Raw genomic sequence first — 19,458 nt, 5'->3', positions numbered from 1 at the left:
CCGACAGCAGGAAAGGCGGTACTCACATGCCACGGGGACCGGTCACCGGCTTCCACCGCTTCCGCAGCTACGCCGGCCACCCCGGCAAGGACGGCGCGAACTTCGCCTACACGGAGGTCGGCCGCCTGCTGGGCGAGAGCCCGGACGTCCGGGCCAGGCCCCACGACTTCGTGGAGCTGTTCCGCAGCGACGAGGCGGCGCGGGAGGCCCTGACGGGCTGCGACGTGGTGGTCGCGACGGTGGGCCCGCACGCCTACCTCTACTTCCATCTGCGCGAGCGGCTCGGGCTCGACTTCAGGATCGTCCGGGACGCGCGCACCGCGCTGTGGAACGGCTATCTCCAGCAGGAGGCGCTCTCGGCTCCCTACCTGCGCCCCGACGACGTGCTCTACCACTCCTCGCGCTACTCGCTGGCGCTCTACACCAGGCTGTTCCCGCAACTGGCCGCCTCCCGGCAGGCCGTCTGCTACCCGCTCCTGCGCTGGTTCCCCGGCGAGCTGGCCGGGTCGTGGACCGGTTCGGGCAGCGGCGGTCCCACCCGCGTCGGCTTCGTCGGGCGGCTCACCGACGACAAGAACCACGCCCAGGCGGTGGCCCTCCAGCGGGAACTCGCCCGGCGCGCCCCCGGGGCGTTCGAGACGGTGGCGATCGGCGAGGACCCGCGGAGCGGCCGGCCGGACCCGGACGCACCGCCTCCGCCGGCGGGCTACAGCTGGCGACCGCCGGTGGACCGGGCCCGGCTGTGGCGGGACTACCAGGAGATGGACGTGCTGTTCTTCCCCAGCACCTCCTCCCTGGAGACCTTCGGACGGGTCCTGGTGGAGGCGTCGTACATCGGGACACCGGTCATGGCCTCCACGCACGCGGCCGCCTCCGAGCTGCTGCCGTCGGAGTCGCTGCTGCCCACCGTCCTGCGCGAGGACACCGACTTCACCACCCACCTCGCGGCCCGGCTGGGCGACGTCGACGTCGCCCACGCGGCCGACCTGCTCGTCTCCGGGGCCTTCCCGCCCGCCGGGAAGGGCCACCAGTTCTACGCCGATCACGACGAGCTGCTGCTGGGGCTCGTCCACGGGGAGACCCAGGACGCCGCCGACCTGGAACCGACCGCCGTCCAGCGGGCCTTCCTCGACCGGCTGCGCATGCGCGACCTGGACGTCCCGCCCGACCGGGCCGCCGCGGACGAGATGATCACCGGGCTGCGCCGGTCCTTCACCGCCCTGCACCGCAGGGGCACTCCGCGGTACCTGGCCACGCTGGCCGTCCTGCTGGCCCGCTCGCGCTACCGGGCCAAGACCGCGGCGTTCGTCCGCAAGAGCCTGTTCCACGGTGAGGACTTCAGCAACATCGGCGGCGTCGACCTGCAGCTGAGCCATCTCATCGGTTTCGAGCCCCGTTTCACGATTGCTCCCGACAGCGACCACGGAGGAGACTCGTGCTCAACAAGCTGATCATCCCCTACGACACGCGGCGGTTCGACTTCGCGGGCGCGACCCGCGCGGCCACCGGCGTGGCGGACCTCGCCCACTGGCACGACGTCCACGCCCCCGAGGGCGAGGAGCAGCCGGGCTTCGGCGACCAGGCCTCCGCGATGCACCAGAAGCTCTACGGCATCGAGACGATCTCCGTGCTGTACCGGGAGTTCGTCCGGTCGGTGATCACCGAGCTGGTCGGGGAGGAGGTCCGCTACCAGCACGTGCCGAACTGGCGCATCCAGCTGCCCGGCCGCCACGGGGTCGGCAGCTTCCACCGCGACCGCAGCGGCGGCCACAACGACTGCGAGATCACGTTCTGGGTGCCGCTGACGGACATCACGGCGGAGAACAGCCTGTGGGTCGAGTCGAGCGAGGGAGCCGAGGACTTCCGCGCGCACCCCATGCGCTACGGCCAGATGCTCGCCTTCGACAGCGCGAACCTCAAGCACGGCAACCAGCGCAACGTCTCGTTGCGGACCCGGGTCAGCTTCGACTTCCGGGTGATCCCCGCGTCGCGCTTCCACGAGGGACTCGTCACGCCGCACCACACGGGCATCGCCGGGCCGATCCGGTGGCTGCCCTCGCACCCCGGCGATCCGGCGTGACCGCGCGCCCGAGGCACTCCGTCCGCGGGCGACGCGCACGGGTCGCCTGACCCCCGACACGTACCGACGGGAGCAGCTGGACTGTGAACGACATCGAGGCCGCACCGGGTGAGGGGTACGACGCCGTCGTCGTCGGCTCCGGGTTCGCCGGTTCCTGGGCCGCGAAGGAGCTGACGGAGGCGGGGGTGAGGACCCTGGTCCTCGAGGCCGGTCCCCCGCGCCGGGCCGAGGAGATACCGGACCGCGCCGTCTCGTACGCCGCGGCCGCGGGCGGCGACGACGGCGCCTCCTGGCCCCGTCAGCCCGTCCAGAGCGGCCACTTCCATTTCCGGCCGCGTGGGCCGCACCTCTTCGTCGACGACGTGGAGCACGCCTACGAGACGCCGCCCGACCGGTCCTACACCTGGATCCGGGGCATGCAGGTCGGCGGCCGGTCACTGGTCTGGGGCGGGTCGGCGCTGCGTCTGTCCCGGTTCGAGACGGAGGCCGCCGACGTCGACGGGGCCTCGCTGCGCTGGCCGGTCCGCTACGAGGATCTCGCCGGCGCCTACGACCGCGTCGAGGAACTCCTCGGGCTGCGGGGAACGCCGGAGGAGGACCTCCCGCAGCTCCCCCACGGGCGGTTCCGGGGTGAGCCGCCGGTGCTGACCCCCGCCGAGTCGGACTTCCGGCGGTCCTACCGGCGGCCGGGGACGCGGCCCGTGCCGGTGCGGTACGTGCCGGCCGACCCGGGCGCCGGGGGCTGGCCGGGGTTTTCGGTCCAGGCCGGCGCCCTCGCCGCGGCGGAGCGGACCGGGCGGATGGTGCTGCGTCCGCACGCCCGCGTCACCGAGGTGACCGCCGACCCGGTGAACGGCCGGGCGACCGGCGTGCGGTACGTGGACGTCACCACCGGGGTCCGGCACGCGGTCCGCGCCCGCGTCGTCCTCCTGTGCGGCGGCACCATCGAGACCGCTCGGCTGATGCTGAACTCGCACGGCCCGCGCCACCCGCGGGGGCTCGGCAACAGCAGCGGCTGGCTGGGGCGCGGTCTGATGGACCATCCGCTGCTCACCTCCACGGGCGTCCTCGAGGGGTGTTCGCCGGACGCCGCGCAGCCGTGGACGGGACGCCAGTGCGGCCTGCTCGTGCCCCCGCCGCAGCCGCAGGGCGGCGACGTCCGCCCCTTCGCCCTGTGGGTGTCCCTCCAGCGGCGCGTCGCGAACGGCGCGGCCCTGGGCGGCATCGACGCCCAGGGGGAGATGCTGCCCTCCTGGGACAACCGGGTGCGGCTCGGCGACCGGCGGGACCGGTGGGGTGTTCCGGTGCCGGTCGTCGAGTGCGGTTACGGGCCGCACGAGGAGCGGATGTACGCCCTGATGCGACGGGAGATCGAGCTGGCCGCCTCGGTCGCCGGTCTGAAGGACCTCGCCGTCGCCGGTGCGCTCACCGCGCCGGGAGGCAACGTCCACGACCTGGGGACCGTCCGCATGGGGGCCTCCCCGGCCGATTCCGTCCTGGACCCGCACAACCGCTGCTGGGACGCGCCGAACGTCCTCGTCGCCGACGGCGCCTGCTTCCCGTCCGGCGGCTGGCAGAACCCCACCCTCACCATCATGGCGCTCGCGGCGAGAGCGGGACGCTTCGCGGCGGGACTGCTGCGGGACGGGGAGTACTGATCACACGTGACGCCGACCGACGGACCCGCGGAGGGCACATGACGAACGACAGCGAGCAGACCGGCCGTGCGCCGGAGACGTCCCACGAGACGGTCGGAGTGGTCTTCGTCGGCTGCGGGTACGCCGCGGACTTCTACGGCGCCACCATGCCCAACTACCCCCATGTCGAGGTCAGGGGCGCGTTCGACCTGGTGCCGGAGCGCGCGGCGACGTTCACCGGTGAGTACGGCGGGCGCGTCTTCGACGGCTTCGACGAGGTGCTGGACGACCCGGGCTGCGCCGTGGTGGTGAACCTGACGCCCGTGTCGGAGCACTACCGCGTGACCAGGGCGGCGCTGCTGGCCGGCAAGCACGTCTACTCGGAGAAGCCGCTGGCGTCGACCTACGAGGAGGCCGCGGAACTCGTCGAACTGGCGCGGGAGCGCGGGCTCCTGCTGTCGAGCGCTCCGTCGACCGTCTTCAGCCGGTCCGCGCAGACGCTGCTGCGGGCCGTCGGCGACGGGCTGATCGGCACACCGCGCCTGGTGCACGCCTCGCTCGACATGGGCGCGCTCGCCTTCATGCCGTACACCCAGTGGCGGAGCCGGCGCGGGGTGCCGTGGCCCTACCGGGACGAGGTCGCCAACGGCTGTGTCATGGAGCACGCGGGCTACCAGCTCAGCTGGCTGGTGGCGATGCTGGGCCCGGTGGTCCGCATGGCGGCGCACACCTCGCTCCAGCTGGGCGGGGAGTGGCCGGAGGGGAGCGAGCCGGCCCCGGACGTCTCCCTGGGGTTCCTGGAGTTCGCGAGCGGCGCCGTGTGCCGGCTCAGCATCGGCTGGGTGGCCCCGGCCGACCTGTCCCTCATGGTCGTCGGCGACCGGGGGGTGCTGTCGGTGGGCGACGTGTGGCAGGCCTCCGCCCCGGTCTCGCTGCGGCGGCACGTCAGGACGAACGGCAAGACCAACGCGTACCTCGGCGAACCCGAGCAGCTGCCCTTCGTGGCGCCGCCCGCCCGGCACCGCTACACCGACACCCACGACCTCACCGTCGGCGCGGGCGTGGCCGACCTCGCCGCGGCGGCCCTCAGGGGCGAGGCGCCCTTCCTGAGCGCCGACCTGTGTCTGCACGTGCTCGACGTCAGTCTGCGGCTCTCGGAGGGCCGGGGCGCCATGGAGGACGTGACGCTCCCCGTCCCCCTCGACCTCAAGCCGGCGATCGCCTCCGCCCTCAGCGGTACGGCGGCCCCGTGACCGGGGCGGTCCGGCCGGCCGCCGGCCCCGGTACGCTCCCTGCCCGGACGAACCCCCGCCGATCACAGGAGGAGACGACATGACCGGCCCGTTGCGGATCGGTGTGGTGGGCGCCGGCAACATCAGCGGCGAGTACCTGCGGACGCTGTCACGGCTCCCGAACGTGCGCCCCGTGCAGGTGGCGACCCGCCGTGCCGAACACGCCGAGGCCGCGGCCGCGCGGTTCCCCGGGGTGCGTGCGGTGAGCCTGCCGGAGCTCTACGCCTCCGACGAGGTGGACCTGGTCCTCGGCCTCACCACGCCCGAGGCGCACCTGGAGGTCTCCCACGCCGCGATCGGGGCGGGCAAGCACCTGTACGGGGAGAAGCCGCTCGCCATGACCACCGGGGAGGCCCGTTCGGTCCTCGACGCCGCGTCGGCCGCGGGCGTGCGGGTGGGCTGCGCGCCGGACACCGTGCTGGGCACCGGCATCCAGACCGCGCGGGTGTGCGTGGAGCGGGGCGAGATCGGCACGCCCGTCGCGGCGACCGCCTTCATGACCACGCCCGGCCACGAACTCTGGCATCCGGACCCGGAGTTCTACTACCGGCCGGGCGGCGGTCCGCTGCTGGACATGGGCCCGTACTACCTGACCGCGCTGGTCCTGATGCTCGGACCGGTGCGCCGCGTCACCGGCCTGTCCGCCGCTCCCCGCCGCACCCGCACGATCGGCGGCGGCCCGCGCGCGGGCACGGAATTCCCGGTGGAGGTGGCGACCCACGTCACCGGCGTGCTGGAACACCACGGCGGCGCGCTGACCACCCTCATGATGAGCTTCGACGTGTGGGACAGCACGCTGCCCAGGATCGAGGTGTACGGCACGGACGGCACGCTGTCGGTGCCCGACCCGAACAGTTTCACCGGCGACGTCCGCGTCCGCCGGGCCGGGGCCTCCGCCTGGCAGCAGGTGCCGGTGCTGGGCGGCTACACGGGCGGGGCCCGGGGCATCGGCGTCGCGGACATGGCGCACGCCATCGCGTCGGGGACGCCGCACCGGGCGGGCGCCGAACTCGCCTACCACGTGCTCGACGTGATGGAGGCGCTGCTCGCCGCGGCGGAGACCGGCGACAGCCGCCGGGTGGACAGCGGCTTCCCGCTCCCCTACCCGGTGCCCGCCGGCACGCGCCCGGAGGACCTGCCCGCGGGCTGAGGCCCGCCCCCGCGCTGAGGGCCGGGCGGCCGCACCCCGCGGGGTGCGGCCGCCCGGCCCTCAGCGCAGCAGCAGCGCGGGGTCGGCGTGGACGGTCTCGATGACCTGGCCCGCGGCGCCGAGCACGGCCGCGTTCTCGCCCAGCGACGACACCACGACCGCGGGGACCTGCCCGTAGAGCCCGCCGGCCCGCAGCGCCGCCTCCACCGAGGGCGTGGTCCACCGGGCGAGCGCGGAGAACACCCCGCCGAGCACGATCGTGTCCGGGTCGAGCACCTTGACCACGGCGGTCAGCGCCCGGCCCAGCGCGTCGCCGGCCCGGCCCACCGCCTCGGTGGCCGCCTTGTCGCCGGTGTCCAGCAGCGTGGTCAGCGCCGTCAGCGGTTCCAGCGGCCCGGCGACGGCGTTGTCGGCGAGCGATTCGCCGATGCCGGCGGCGCGCAGGATGGCGTCCCGGCCCGCGACGCGCTCCAGGCAGCCGCGCGCGCCGCAGGCGCACGGCTCACCGGCCGGATCCACCTGGAGGTGGCCCAGTTCCCCGGCGTAGCCGTGCGCTCCCTGGAACACCCGGCCGCCCAGCACCACGCCCGCGCCGATGCCTATCTCTCCCGACACGTGCACGAAGTCGCCGAGGTCGGCGCGCCCGGCGCCGAACCACAGTTCACCGAGCGCCGCCAGGTTCGCCTCGTTCTCGGCCCTGGTCGGCAGCTTCAGCGCGGACAGGCCGAGGTCGGTGAAGGCGGCGGCCGGGACGTCGTGCCAGGGGAAGTTGGGGGCGCGGAACATCCCGGTGCGGTCGATCATGCCGGGCAGTGCCACGGTCGCCCCGATCACCGGCAGGCCCTGTTCCGCCGCGGCGTCCGCGGCCTGCCGGGCCAGGCGGGCCAGCGCGACGGCGATCTCGCCGGGCTCGCGGCCCCGGTTGTCCGCCGCGACCAGCAGCCGGTAGCGCACCCGGCGGCCGAGGTCGAGCACGGCCGCGGCCAGGTAGTCGACGTTCACTTCGAGCCCGAGTCCCGCGGCGCCCGCGCCGTTGACCGCCACGCCGATACCGGGTCGTCCCCGGTCCCCTTCGTGCAGCATGTCGCCGTCATGCACGAGACCGGCTTCGGCGAGCACCGCGATGAGGTTGGAGACGGTGGTCTTGGTGAAGCCGGTGAGCGCGGCGAGCCGGGCCCGGGTGACCGGCTGGTGCGCGGCGATGACACGGAGCAGCACGGCCAGGTTCCGTTCCCGCATAGCGGCATGGCGCATGGGCTCGCGGATTTCGGATGGCATGGGCCAAGGCTATCGGTTGTGGTCGCGACTGCGGCCCCGACCTGGCATTTAAGCCCACCGGACCCGGGATCGCGCACGGGCCGGCGGCGCCGCGTCCGGCTGCCGCCCGGAAACGGCGGAGGCCGCCGCCGTACCGGGGTGCGGTACGGCGGCGGCCTCGCCTCGGGTTTCTCAGTGCATCGCGGCCACGGAGGCGCCGGGCGCCTGCCCGTCCGTCGCGGCGGACTTGCGGCGCGGCAGGAACAGCGCCGGGACCAGGCACGCCACGATCAGGACCAGCGCGACCGTGTCGGTGCTGCCGAACGCCTCGGCCAGGGCCGACCTGCCCTGCTCGAGCAGCGTGGGCGGAACCTGGTCGGCGGGCACCTTGCCCTGGACCACGGCGCTGTACGCGCCGGCGGCGGTGCTGTCGAGGACGCGGTTGGTGAAGATGACCGACATGACGGCCGTGCCGATCGACCCGGCGGTCTGCTGCACGATGTTCATCATCGTGGAGCCCCGGGCGATCTGGTGGTCGGTGAGGGTGCTCAGGGCGGCGGACATGATCGGCATCATCGTGACGCCCATGCCCATGCCCATCACGAAGAGGGCGCTCAGCAGCACGAAGTAGGACGTGTCGGCGCCGACCTGGGTGAAGACCCCCATGCCCGCGCTGATCACCACGATGCCCGCCAGCACCAGCTTGCCCGGCCCCATCTTGTCGGTGAGACGTCCGCCGATGGGCATGGTCAGCATCGCGCCCAGGCCCTGCGGGGCCAGCAGGAGGCCGGCGTCGAGGGTGTCCTCCATCCGGACCTGGAGGAAGTAGCTGGGGAACAGCAGCATCGCGCCCATGAACGCGACCGAGAACAGCGTCATCGTGATCACGGCGATGGTCACGTGGCGGTTCTTGAACAGGCTGAGGTCGATGAGGGCGTTCGCCTTGCGCAGGGCGTGCAGCACGAACGCCACCACGAGCACCAGGCCGATCAGGCCGGGCACCAGGACCTTGGCCGCGGCGACGGTGCCTTCCTCCGGGATGGTGGAGACGCCGTAGAGGAAGAGGGCGAGACCCGGCGACAGCAGCAGCATGCCGACGACGTCGAACGGCTCCGACGGCTGCGCGGTGTCCTTGGGCAGGACCTTCCACGCGGCGAACAGGGCGACCGCGCCGATCGGCACGTTGATCAGGAAGATCCACTGCCAGCTGGCCGCGTCGATCAGCCAGCCGCCGAGGATCGGGCCGCCGATCGGGCCCAGCAGCATGGGCACGCCCAGCACGGCCATGACGCGGCCGACGCGCTCCGGCCCGGCGGCGCGGGTCATGATGGTCATGCCCAGCGGCATCAGCATGCCGCCGCCGAGTCCCTGCAACGCGCGGAAGACGATCAGCGGGCCGATGTCCCAGGCGAGGCTGCACAGCGCCGACCCGGCGACGAACAGCACGATCGAGGTCAGGTACAGGCGCCTGGTGCCGAACCGGTCCGCGGCCCATCCGGTGATCGGGATGACCGCGGCCAGGGCCAGGGTGTAGGCGGTCATCGTCCAGGCGACGGTGGCGTAGTTCGCGTCGAACTCACGCTGCAGGGTCGGCAGGGCGACGCTGACCACGGTGACGTCGAGGATCGACATGATGGCGCCGATGACGACGACGCCGGCGACCTTGAGGACGCCGCGGTCGAGTTTGTCGGCCGCCCCGGGGCCGGCGGCGGGCCCGGCCGGAGGCGAGCCTGTGTCAGTACTCACGGAAGAGGGTTCCTTGTCAGTAAGCCGATCGTTGGTGCGACCGGCGGTCACCAGCGACAGCTCTGTGCAGGAGGGTGCGTCGGCCTCCGGGAGGCCCGCGACGACGGGAGCCTCAGGCTTCGCCACCGCGCGATGGTAACAACTGTCCGCTTGTAGGAGGAATGAATTTCAATCGACCGGTGTCGGGCGCGGCGGTGCCGGTGATTTCACTGATTCCGGCTCCCGGAGAGCCCGGTTGACTCGGCATGGACCGATTTCCCGCACGATCTCCGGCGACCGGGAGCACGTGTGCCCGCGGCCGGCACAACGAAGGGAACGCAGACATGTCGACTCCAACCCGCCGCCGCCTGCGCCGACGCCTGCGCCTGTCCGCCGCGGCGACCGCCTGCGTCGTGGCCGCGGGCGCCGCCGGCGTCCTCTCCTCCCCCGCCTCCGCCGCGACCTCCGTGTTCGGCGAGGACTTCTCCGGCGGGCTCGGCGCCTTCACCTCCACCGGCTCCGTCAGCGCCGCCACGGGCGCCGCCAGGATGAGCGGATCACTGCTGTCCGACCCGACGCTCACCTCGGCGCCCGTCGCGCTGTCCGGTTTCAGCGGCATCTCGGTGTCGTACACACGGACCGCCTCCGGGCTCGACCTCGGGGAGTCCTTCACCGTCGCCTACTCCGTCGACGGCGGCACGTTCACCACGCTGGAGTCGGCGCGCACCGCCTCGGGCGCGGCGTCCTTCCCCCTGCCGTCGTCGGTCGACGGCCGCACCGTGCGGCTGCGGTTCACGCTGGACGCGAGCAGCGCCCTGGAGAGCCTGACCGTCGACGACGTCCTCGTGCGGGCGGCGGGCGGCGGGAGCGGCGGTCCGACCGATCCCCCGGGCGGATCGCTGCCACCGGTGACGGACGTGACCGCGCCCGGACCGTACGCGGTGACCGTCGACACCACCGCCGGGCCCGGGAACGACGGATGGCTGGTGTACCCGGCGGACGCCGGGAGGGACGGGGTGGACCACCCGGTGCTCGTCTGGGGCCCGGGCGCGGGGTCCGACCCGGCCGCCTACGAGGACATGCTGCGCCAGTGGGCCTCCCACGGCTTCGTGGTGTACAGCGAGGTCTCCTCCAGCGACGGCTCCTACATGGTGGACGCCCTGGACTGGATCGAGGACCGGAACGCGGACCCGGCCGACCCGCTGTACCAGGACGTCGACACCTCTGAGGTGGCCTTCGGCGGCCACTCCCGCGGCTCGATCGGCACGTTCGACGTGGCCGACGACCCCCGGCTGGAGACCACCGTCCACGTGGCAGGCGGCTCCTTCGACGGCAACGGGCCCGACTCCCTCCGCAACCCCGCCCTGTACATCGGCGGGGACGACGACTTCGCGACCTCCAACGTGGAGCGGGACTACACCAACACCGACGTGCCGGTGTGGCTCAACGTCCTGGACGGCACCGACCACATCGCCGCCACGCGCAACGGGCAGCACATCATCACCGCATGGCTGCGGTGGCACCTCGCCGACGAGGAGTTCCGCCGCACGCGGGACTTCCTCGCCCCCGGCTGCACCTTCTGCGGCCTCGGCGAGACGCGGTACAAGAACTGGTGAGCCGCGAAAGGGCGCCTGCGCCGGCCGCCGGCGCAGGCGCCCTCCGGCGTACGGCGGCCACGACGGCGGTCGCCGTGTCAACCGCCGCGGGAGCGAGACGTCTCCGCCCTCGCGGTGATTGACGCTCCGTCAGGTCTCGGATTGACTGTCGAACCTTGTCCGAACGCAGTGCCGCGAGATGAGGACCGAGCATGGGGGAAGCTCCGCACACCATCACCACGTTGCCCACGGAACGCCCGCCCGGGCGCCCGTTCGACCCGCCGCCGGAGCTGGTCGAGGCACGCCGGCACGGCCCGATCAGCGCCTACACCTTCCCCGGTGGGAAGCAGGGCTGGCTGGTCACCGGCTTCGACCTGGTCAGGCAGGTCCTCGCCGATCAGCGGTTCAGCTCCCGCAAGGAGCTGATGCTCCACCCGACCGTCGACTACGGGGACTTCGTGGTCCCCCCGGCGCCGCCCGGCGAGTTCCTGCTGATGGACGAGCCGCGGCACGGCCGCTACCGCAGGCCGCTGACGGCCAGGTTCACCGTCCGGCGGATGCGGCTGCTCACCGAACGGATCGAGCAGGTCACGGCCGAGCACCTGGACGCGATGGCGAAGGCGGGGCCGCCGGCCGATCTGGTGACCGCGTTCGCCAAGCCGATCCCGGCCGTCATGATCTGTGAGCTGCTCGGTGTGCCGTACGAGGAGCGGGGCTCCTTCCAGGAGAACGTCGACAAGTTCATGGACGGTGAGACGAACGACGAGGACCTGATGGCCGCCTACACCTCGACCCAGGAATACCTGGCGGGGCTGGTGGCGGCCAAGCGCGCGAACCCCACCGACGACGTGCTCAGCGAGCTCACCGAGAGCGATCTGGACGACGAGGAGTTGCGCGGCATCGCCCTGATCCTGCTGGCGGCCGGCATCGACACCACCGCCAACATGCTCTCCCTGGGCACCTTCGCCCTGCTGCGCCACCCGGAGCAACTGGCCGCGCTGCGCGGCGATCCCGCGCTCGCCGACCGGGCCGTGGAGGAGCTGCTGCGGTACCTCAGCGTCGCCAAGACCTTCATGCGGACGGCGCTGGAGGACGTGGAGGTCGGCGGACAGCTGATCAGGGCGGGTTCGCCGGTGATCGCGTCGTACCACACGGCCAACCGGGACCCGGACCGCTTCACCGATCCCCACGGCCTGGACCTCGCCCGGCAGGAAGGCGGTCATCTGGCCTTCGGGCACGGCATCCACCAGTGCCTGGGGCAGCAACTGGCGCGCGTGGAGATGCGGGTGGCCTTCCCGGCGCTGCTCGGGCGCTTCCCCACGCTGCGTCTGGCGGTGGACCCCGAGGAGGTCGACCTGCGCCCGGAGACGGCGGACATCTACGGGGTCAAGCGCCTCCCGGTCACCTGGGACGCGTGAGCCATGAGGATCACCGTGGACACCGAGCGGTGCATGGGCTCCGGCATGTGCGTGCTGACGGCCGAGGAGGTCTTCGACCAGCGTGAGGACGACGGCAAGGTCGTCGTCCTGCGGCCCGAGCCGCCCGCCGGGGACCGGGACGCGGTGCGCGAGGCCGTCGGCCTGTGCCCTGCCGGGGCGATCACCCTGTCGGCCGGCGACCGCACCTGATCTCTGCAGCGCGAGGGGGCCCGCTCACCGGGAGGACCTGGAGGCGGAACTGTCGGACCTCTTCGGCCTCGTGTCCGTGCAGCACGGGCCCATCGTGCTGCACCGTGACAACGACTTCGCCGCGGTGGCACGGGTGCTCCCCGAACTCGAGCAGCAGGACATCCGCGGCGGCCCCTGACAGCGCTGCGGGGCCGCACGCACCTGGTCCGGCCCGGTGGGACGGGCCGGACCGAGGCGCGACCGGGCAGGGCGGCGGTTCTAGCCCGCCACCGGCGTCGTCGTGAACGGCAGCACCAGGCGGGACGGGTGGTCGGCGTCGCGGTAGATCTTGTGGGTGACCGCGCGGCCCACCGGGAGGTGGAAGGCGTCCGGCGGCAGCAGGGAGTTGTGCTCGTCGACCAGCGGCTCGGCGTTGGAGAGCTCGGCGACCAGCCGGTGCCCGGGCAGGAACGTCGCGGCGAAGGGGTAGATCCGCAGCACGTACTCCTCGATCCGCCCCGGCTCGACGGGGACCGCGCGGGTGTGCGGGTGGTACGGGTCGCCCTCGGTGGTGCGCTCCTCGTCCAGCTCGCGGTGCGACGCCTTCAGGTAGGCGCTGGTGATCAGCTGGCGCTTGCCGCCCGGCGCCTCGTCCCACATCCGCAGGATGAAGTTGGTGTCGCTCCGGTCGATCTCCGCGAAGAGGTGGGCCGCGCCCTGGCCCATCATCTCGGTCGGCTCGGTGAACGGGGCGGTGGACCAACTCAGCTTCTGCACCGTGTCGGTGACGGTCAGCGGCGCCTGGTAGAAGCCGTCCGGTGCGGCGTACTCGGCGGCCATCGGCTCGGGCTCGGCGGAGAGCCCGCCGCGCGGGCGCAGGTACAGCGGCCGGTGCTCGACCGGCCTCGGCGGCCACTGCGCGCCGGTGACGGTCTCCCGGGATCCCTCGACGTGGACGGTCACCGCCGGCTCGTCCATCACCCCGTTGTCGACGCCCTTGAGCCAGTACTCGTACCAGCGGAACATCTTGTCGTGCTCCTCGACGAAGGGGCGCGACTGCATGGGCGGGTAAGGGCCGATGTCGAGCTTCTTGGGGCCCCCCAGCCGGTGGTAGAGCTCGATGGTGCCGTCCAGGGTCCAGCCGCGGCCCTGGTCGAGCTGGAGCCAGACCGGGATGTCGATGGCCGGCGCGAGGGTGACCGGGTTGCGCTCCTCGTACCACTCGCCGTCGACGTCGTTCATCACGATGTCGAACCAGGCCTCGTGGTTCTTGGGGTAGTTGAGGACGTGGACCAGGTTGGGCCAGGCGGCCACGTCCGGGTCCGCCAGGCGCCGGGCGACCTTCTCCTTGATCTCCTCGGACGAGAAGGTCTCCAGCATGCGGGACTTGACGCCGTCGGTGAACGCCCAGCCGGAGTCGCCGCCGCGGCCCTCACGGGCGGCGCGCGGCATGAACCACATGACGCCGCCGTGGTAGGTGGTCTCGTAGAAGTCGTAGTGGCCGCCGCTGACGAAGATCGCCTTGAGCGACGGCGGCCGCTCGGCGGCGGCGAGCACCTGCATGGAGCCGAAGTACGAGATGCCGATCATGCCGACGTTGCCGTCGCACCACGGCTGGGCGGCCACCCACTCGATGAAGTCGTAGGCGTCCTGGCCGAGGGGGACGCCGCCGGCGTTGTAGTTGCCGATGTGCTCGCCCTCGGAGGCGCCGGAACCCCGCAGGTCGCCGATGACGTGGACGTAGCCCTCCTCGACGACCCGCGCGATGTCGCCGGCCTCGATGCAGCCGTCCCACATGGGGCTGGGCCGCCGCTGCGGCGGGGTGGTCAGGGCGAGGGCCTGGAGCTCCTTGCCGTAGGGGCTGAGGGCGACCAGGGCGGGGCGCGGGGCGTGGTCGGTGCCGGCGTAGGCGTCGGCGGCGAGCGTGACGCCGTCGCGCATGGGGACGCGGAGGTCCTTGCGCACGGTGATCGTCCGGTGGCCCGCACGGAGGGTCTGGAGGTCGGTCATCGGTGGTGCTCCTGGGTCACGAGGTCTGCTGGGCTTGCGTGCGGTAGCCGTGCAGGGAGGTGAAGAACGGCGACGGCTCGAGCGTGGGGTCGCCGGCGTAGCCGAGCTCCTCGGCGACCCGGGCGAACGGGGAGTACGGCGAGCCGGTCTCGCGCAGGCCGGCCTCCAGGCAGCCGCATGCGGCCGCGGCGACACGGCCCTCGGCGGCGAGGCTCTGCCCGATGGCCTCCCGGGCCTCGCGCTCGTCGAGTGCGACGCCGTAGGGCGTGCCGTCGGCGCGGCGGTACGGGTGCCCGAGGAACAGGCGCCGGGGCCGGATCTCGTCGCGCAGGTACTCCAGGCTGCTGCGGTAGGCGGCGGGGTCGGTGTAGCCGGGGAAGCCGTTGGCGGCCCCGTGGACCTGGACGGCGTCGCCGGTGAACACGTCGCCCTGACCGTCGAGGACGTAGGCGAGCGAACCGGGCGTGTGCCCGGGGATCGCGTGCGCGGAGACGGTGACGCCGCCGCCGAGGGAGATGGACTCGCCGCCGCTCAGCAGCGAGGAGGGTTCCATCTCCCCCGAGATGACGGCGTTCGCGGCGGCCGTCACCTTGGCCTCCCCCTCGGGGTCGGCCAGGTACCGCCCGCGCCCCGCGAGGTACTCCTCGACGTGGGCCCTGCGCGAGCGGAGCATGGGGGCGTCGGCCTCGTGGATCACCACCTTCGCCCGGCGGCCGGTCATCTCCCACAGGGCGTGGGCCCCGCCGACGTGGTCGATGTGACCGTGCGTCAGCAGGATCCAGCGCACGTCCTCGATGCGCCGGCCGATCGCCGCCAGCGCCGGCGCCATGCCTTCGGCGGGCGAGGAGGCGATGCCGGTGTCGACGATCGCCGGCTCGGGTGCGTCGATGTAGAAGCTGTAGAGACCGAACCGTCCCCACGGCGAGACCAGGGGGTGGACGTCGACCGGCCGGGTCATGCGCTCACGCCTTCCCTGCGATGAAGTCACGGGTGCGCGCGAAGACTTCGTGGTACTCGGGGATCCAGGAGAAGTGCTGGACGAAGCCGTGGCCGGCGCCCTCGTAGCGGGCCACCGTCGCCTCGACGCCGGCCTCCCGCAGCCGCTTCCCGTACAGCTCGCCCTCGTCGCGCATCGGGTCGAACTCGGCGGTGACGACGAGGGTCTTCGGCAGCCCCGAGAGGTCCGCCCGCTTGAGCGGGGAGACGCGCGGGTCGGCCGGGTCGGCGCCGCTGTCGAGGTAGAAGGCGTTGAACGGCTTGAGCCCCGCTGTCTCCAGGCCGTAGCCGACGGCGTTCTCCCGCAGCGAGGGGTGGCGGTCCTCGTCGAAGTCCAGGTCGAGGGAGGGGTAGTAGAGGATCTGGTGGGTGATCCGGTCGAAGCCCTCGTCGTGGGCCCGGGCCACCACGGCGGCGGCGAAGTTGCCGCCGGAGCTGTCGCCCGCGACGGCGAGGGTGGTGCCGTCCCACCCGAGGACCTCGCCCTGTTCGGCTGCCCAGCGCACGACGGCGTGGCAGTCGTCGAGCCCGGCCGGGAAGGCGGCCTCGGGCGCCAGGCGGTAGCCGACGGAGACGACCGTGAGCCCGGTCTCCTTCGCCAGCGAGCGCGCCACGTGGTCGTGGGTCTCCAGGCTGCCGAGGAAGAACGCGCCGCCGTGGAAGTAGACGATCACGCCGTGGGCGTCGGCCTCGGTGGGGGTGTGGACCCGCACCGGTACGTCACCGGAGGCGGTGTGCGCGGTCAGGTCCTCGACACGGTGCAGCGGCAGGCGCTCGGCGAGGGGGGCGACGTGCGCCTCGTCGCCGGCCCGCATGGCGACCGGGTCGAGGGGGCCCTCGGGCGGGGCGGGCAGGGTGGCGAGGAACCGTGCGATCTCGGGGTGCAGCGGCATGGTTCAGTCCTCCGTCGTCGTGGCGGTCGTCGCGCCGATCTGGCCGGGCTTCTGGCCGGGGAAGACGTCGTTGACCTCGTCCTCGGTCCAGCCGTTGCGGGAGATCCGCTGCAGCTCGTCCGTGATCGGCTTGCGCTGCGCCTGGAAGGCGGCCAGCGCCTGCTCCACGGATTCGGCGGCGGCGAGCGCGTCGGCGAGGGCTCCCGCGTCGAGGACGGCGGAGTTGGCGCCCTGGCCCTGGTGGTGGCACATCGCGTGGGCGGCGTCGCCGATGAGGACGACGGACGCGGAGTGCCAGACGTCGACCGGGTCGATGTCGTAGACGGCCCGCACGTTGACGGTGTCCATGTCGAGGTTGCGCGTCATCTCGACGATCCGCTCGTCGAAGCCCTCGACCGTCCTGAGGATGTCCTCCTTGGTCACCGCCGGCGCCCAGGTGCCGTCGGTGTGCAGGGCGGTGATGTCGAAGGAGACCTGGCCGCGGTGGAGCAGCGGCAGCAGGTAGACCTTGGAGCCGCGGCCGATGTACATCCGCAGGTTGCCGTCGGCGACCATGCCGTGGGTGCCGGCCGCGTCGATGACGGCGCGGTAGGCGTGCTCCCCGGCGAAGACGGGCTGCCGGTCGCTGAAGAGCTGCTCGCGGACGACGGACCGGATGCCGTCGGCGCCGACGACCAGGTCGGCGGTCACGCTCTCGCCGTGGGCGAAGTGCAGGGTGGCCTCGCCGCCCTTGTCCTCGATCCTCTCGAGCTTGTGGCCGAGTCGGACCATGCCCTCGGGCAGTACGCCGACGAGCGCGTCGATGAAGTCGCCGCGGTGGATGAAGCGGGTGGTCTCGCCGTAGGCGTCCTTCTCCGGCCACTCCTCGATGGCGATGCGGTGGCAGTCGGCGGTGAGGATCTCGAAGGCGTCGCTGGGCGAGCTGACCGCCTTGACGGCCTCGCCGCTGCCGCGGGTGTTGAACTGGTGCATCGACGACGGGCGCAGGCCGATGCCGGCGCCGACCTCGCGGATCCGGCGTGCCTGCTCGTAGACGGTGACGTTCGCCCCGAGGTCGCTGAGGGCCTTGGCCGCGGCGGCCCCCGCGTAGCCGGCGCCGACGACGGCGATGTCGAGATGGGTGATGTCCATGGTCACGGCTTTCGGTCGGGCTGGATGCTGAGGAAGTCGGCGGGCAGGTCGACGAAGATCCTGGTGATGGTGGCGTCGTCGACGCCGTGCTCGCGCAGGGCGGGGATCAGCACCTCGAAGAGGTAGTTGACGGTGTGGCCCTTGACGCCGGGCCAGCCGAGGGGGCTGCAGTTGGCGTCGGCGGAGGCGAGGACGCTGTCGACCAGTCCGTCGCGCAGGTAGCCGAGGAAGTGGTCGAGGCGTTCCTGCCGGGGGCGGCCCCAGAACGGCGGGTCGGGCAGTTCGAGGTCGTAGCCGAAGGTGTCGAAGCCGATCCGGCCGCCCTGTCCGGCGATCCACCGGTCGCGCACCTTGCCCTGGCTGACGCCGTCGTCGGCGTGCCCGAAGAGCACCCGGTGCAGGGGCAGGCCCTCCTCCCGGAAGATCTCGACGGCGGGCTCGGCGTCGACCGCGAGGTGGGTGAAGATCGGCACGCCGGTCTCCAGCGCGGCCCGCGCGGCGGCGCGGTAGATCCGCAGGTCGAGCTCCTTCATCCGGAAGCCCCGGCTGACGCCGACCTTGATGATGCCCGCCCTGCCGCCGGTGTCGCCGATGCCGACGGTGATCTCGTGGACGAACTGGCGGTAGAGGTAGTCGACGTCGGCGCGCTCGAAGAACGGCAGCGCCGTGTCGCCGCCGACGAAGCCGGTCGAGGCGACGATGTGCACGCCGGTCTTCTCCGAGAGCGACCGGTAGTGGTTCACGTCCCGGCCGTTGCAGATGCCGGTGGCGTCGACGAAGGTGGCGCCGCCGTAGGGCAGCGTGTGGTCGTGGAAGGCGCGCAGCTTGGGGACGGTCTCCTCGTAGCGCTGCTCCGGCGTCTTCCACCACCGGGTGTCGAGTTCGGATCCGGGCATGCCGTACCCGATGTGCTCGTGGACGGCGACGAAGCCGAGTTCCTCGGCGGGGACCGGCCCGAGGACGGTGTTGACTCGCGACATAAGCCTTTCAGCCTTCTCTCTTTCAGCGCACCGCGAGGAGGGCGGCGGGGTTCTCGGCCAGCAGCCGCCGGACGTCCTCGTCGCCGAGGCCCTGGCCGCGCAGGGCGGGGACGAAGTCCGTGAGGACATGGGCGTAGGGGACGTCGGTGGCCGGGTGTCCGAAGGCGGCGCCGGTGGCCGAGGAGGAGAGCAGCACGCGGCCGCCCAGGCCGGCCGCCACCAGTCCGGCGACCAGGGCCGCCCGCTCGTCGTCGGTGAGGTAGTCGGCGCCGTCGTGGTGCCGGCCGGCCGTGCCGACGTGGTCGAGGGCGGCGTACGCGCCTCGCCGGGCGACCTCGCGGGCCAGGCCGACGGCGTCGGCGCGGTCCAGTCCGGCGACGACGACCCGGTCGGCGGCGAGGCCTTCGGCGAGGACGACGTCGAGTTCGGCCAGGGCGTCGCCGCCGTGGCGGAACGAGACCGCCACGCCGGTGGCGAGCGCGGCCCGGGCGGCTCCCCTGAGCAGTTCGGTGTCGGTGGCGGTGGCTCCGGTGCGGCTGACCGCGGTGGCGATCAGGCCGGCCGGCGCGCGGCGTTCGACGCGCGGCACGACCATGCCTTCGGTGATCTCCCTGCCGAACAGGTCGGCCCACTTCTCGGCCGGCCAGGGCGTCGGCGGGTTGGTCTGCGGGGTGAGGAAGTAGCCGCCGAGCAGTTCCTCGGGTCCCTGGCCGGTGGAGGCGACGATGTGCACGCCGGTCGAGCGCGACAGGGCCTCCAGGAGCTTCGGGTCACGGCCGTGGAACTGGCCCGTGGCGTCGACGACGGTGCCGCCGCCGGCCTCGCGGAACCCGGTCAGCCTGGCTTTGAGCAGGGCGAAGACCTCGGCGCGGTCGATGGCGACGTCGTAGGCGTACTGCGCCCCCGGGAGCACCGAGAGCAGCGCCTCGTGGACGGCGACCACGCCGAGCTCGTCTGCTGCGACCGGGCCGAGGACGGTGTTCACGATGGGGGTACTGACGCTCATGACTGCCTCACGTGTCCGGTGTGGGCGCGCTGGACGCACCCTGTGGCTGCCGTCACGCTAGCCATTCGCTTTACATTGCGTCAATGAAATGAACGCCAC

Annotated in this window: 16 protein-coding genes; 8 read left to right on the top strand and 8 right to left on the bottom strand. The window is 72.8% G+C overall.

The annotated features are described in order from the left end of the window. Positions 1-26 precede the first annotated feature (26 nt). The 5 genes from GBN72_RS01065 (at position 27) to GBN72_RS01045 (ending at position 6,159) form a co-directional block, all read left to right on the top strand. Positions 27-1,451 carry a glycosyltransferase gene (locus GBN72_RS01065; RefSeq protein ID WP_151769708.1) on the top strand — a complete coding sequence of 475 codons (1,425 nt, stop codon included), beginning with the start codon at positions 27-29 and terminating at the stop codon, positions 1,449-1,451. Beyond that, a complete protein-coding gene (locus GBN72_RS01060) occupies positions 1,436-2,080 on the top strand; it encodes a phytanoyl-CoA dioxygenase family protein (protein ID WP_151769707.1) in 645 nt (214 codons plus the stop codon). Before GBN72_RS01065 ends, GBN72_RS01060 begins: the two co-directional genes overlap by 16 nt. A gap of 83 nt (positions 2,081-2,163) precedes the next feature. Beyond that, a complete protein-coding gene (locus GBN72_RS01055) occupies positions 2,164-3,738 on the top strand; it encodes a GMC oxidoreductase (RefSeq protein ID WP_151769706.1) in 1,575 nt (524 codons plus the stop codon). Between the two features lie 38 nt (positions 3,739-3,776). Continuing rightward, positions 3,777-4,970 carry a Gfo/Idh/MocA family protein gene (locus GBN72_RS01050; RefSeq protein ID WP_151769705.1) on the top strand — a complete coding sequence of 398 codons (1,194 nt, stop codon included), beginning with the start codon at positions 3,777-3,779 and terminating at the stop codon, positions 4,968-4,970. Between the two features lie 79 nt (positions 4,971-5,049). Next, on the top strand, positions 5,050-6,159 hold the full coding sequence (locus tag GBN72_RS01045) for a Gfo/Idh/MocA family protein (RefSeq protein ID WP_151769704.1): 1,110 nt from the start codon (positions 5,050-5,052) through the stop codon (positions 6,157-6,159). Positions 6,160-6,219: 60 nt separating this feature from the next. Here GBN72_RS01045 and GBN72_RS01040 read toward each other — a convergent pair whose 3' ends face one another. Both GBN72_RS01040 and GBN72_RS01035 read right to left on the bottom strand, forming a co-directional pair. Continuing rightward, entirely contained in the window at positions 6,220-7,437 is a 1,218-nt protein-coding gene (locus tag GBN72_RS01040) for an ROK family transcriptional regulator (RefSeq protein WP_246212195.1), read from the bottom strand. A gap of 171 nt (positions 7,438-7,608) precedes the next feature. After that, positions 7,609-9,162 carry a DHA2 family efflux MFS transporter permease subunit gene (locus tag GBN72_RS01035; RefSeq protein ID WP_151769703.1) on the bottom strand — a complete coding sequence of 518 codons (1,554 nt, stop codon included), beginning with the start codon at positions 9,160-9,162 and terminating at the stop codon, positions 7,609-7,611. Between the two features lie 323 nt (positions 9,163-9,485). On the opposite strand from GBN72_RS01035, the gene GBN72_RS35800 reads away from it, so the two are divergent. The 3 genes from GBN72_RS35800 to GBN72_RS01020 all read left to right on the top strand — a co-directional run bounded on the left by GBN72_RS35800 (position 9,486) and on the right by GBN72_RS01020 (position 12,364). Then, the gene (locus GBN72_RS35800) at positions 9,486-10,757 is read left to right on the top strand and encodes a poly(ethylene terephthalate) hydrolase family protein (protein WP_151769702.1); all 1,272 of its coding nucleotides are present in this window, start codon (positions 9,486-9,488) and stop codon (positions 10,755-10,757) included. A gap of 191 nt (positions 10,758-10,948) precedes the next feature. Next, positions 10,949-12,154, top strand: a complete 1,206-nt coding sequence (locus GBN72_RS01025; protein ID WP_151769701.1) for a cytochrome P450 — start codon at positions 10,949-10,951, stop codon at positions 12,152-12,154. A 3-nt stretch (positions 12,155-12,157) separates the two neighbouring features. Further along, on the top strand, positions 12,158-12,364 hold the full coding sequence (locus GBN72_RS01020; protein ID WP_151769700.1) for a ferredoxin: 207 nt from the start codon (positions 12,158-12,160) through the stop codon (positions 12,362-12,364). Between the two features lie 258 nt (positions 12,365-12,622). On the opposite strand, the gene GBN72_RS01010 is transcribed toward GBN72_RS01020, so the two are convergent. Genes GBN72_RS01010 through GBN72_RS00985 form a run of 6 tightly spaced genes read right to left on the bottom strand, consistent with a single transcriptional unit; the run spans position 12,623 to position 19,359 of the window. Continuing rightward, entirely contained in the window at positions 12,623-14,353 is a 1,731-nt protein-coding gene (locus GBN72_RS01010) for a CocE/NonD family hydrolase (RefSeq protein ID WP_151769699.1), read from the bottom strand. 16 nt (positions 14,354-14,369) lie between these two features. Continuing rightward, positions 14,370-15,311: an MBL fold metallo-hydrolase gene (locus GBN72_RS01005; protein ID WP_151769698.1), complete on the bottom strand. Its 942-nt coding sequence runs from the start codon at positions 15,309-15,311 to the stop codon at positions 14,370-14,372. Positions 15,312-15,315: 4 nt separating this feature from the next. Further along, positions 15,316-16,242: an alpha/beta hydrolase gene (locus tag GBN72_RS01000; protein WP_151769697.1), complete on the bottom strand. Its 927-nt coding sequence runs from the start codon at positions 16,240-16,242 to the stop codon at positions 15,316-15,318. A 3-nt stretch (positions 16,243-16,245) separates the two neighbouring features. Beyond that, positions 16,246-17,373: an FAD-dependent monooxygenase gene (locus tag GBN72_RS00995; protein ID WP_151769696.1), complete on the bottom strand. Its 1,128-nt coding sequence runs from the start codon at positions 17,371-17,373 to the stop codon at positions 16,246-16,248. A gap of 2 nt (positions 17,374-17,375) precedes the next feature. After that, complete coding sequence (locus GBN72_RS00990; RefSeq protein WP_151769695.1) at positions 17,376-18,353, bottom strand: phosphotriesterase family protein; 978 nt, start codon at positions 18,351-18,353, stop codon at positions 17,376-17,378. 22 nt (positions 18,354-18,375) lie between these two features. Then, positions 18,376-19,359 (bottom strand): phosphotriesterase family protein, encoded by a 984-nt coding sequence (locus GBN72_RS00985; RefSeq protein ID WP_151769694.1) that lies wholly within the window; start codon positions 19,357-19,359, stop codon positions 18,376-18,378. Between the last annotated feature and the right edge of the window lie 99 nt (positions 19,360-19,458).

The sequence above is a fragment of the Streptomyces abyssomicinicus genome (assembly GCF_008974245.1).
GTDB lineage: Bacteria > Actinomycetota > Actinomycetes > Streptomycetales > Streptomycetaceae > Streptomyces > Streptomyces abyssomicinicus.
This window is presented reverse-complemented; position numbering and strand designations above follow the sequence as displayed.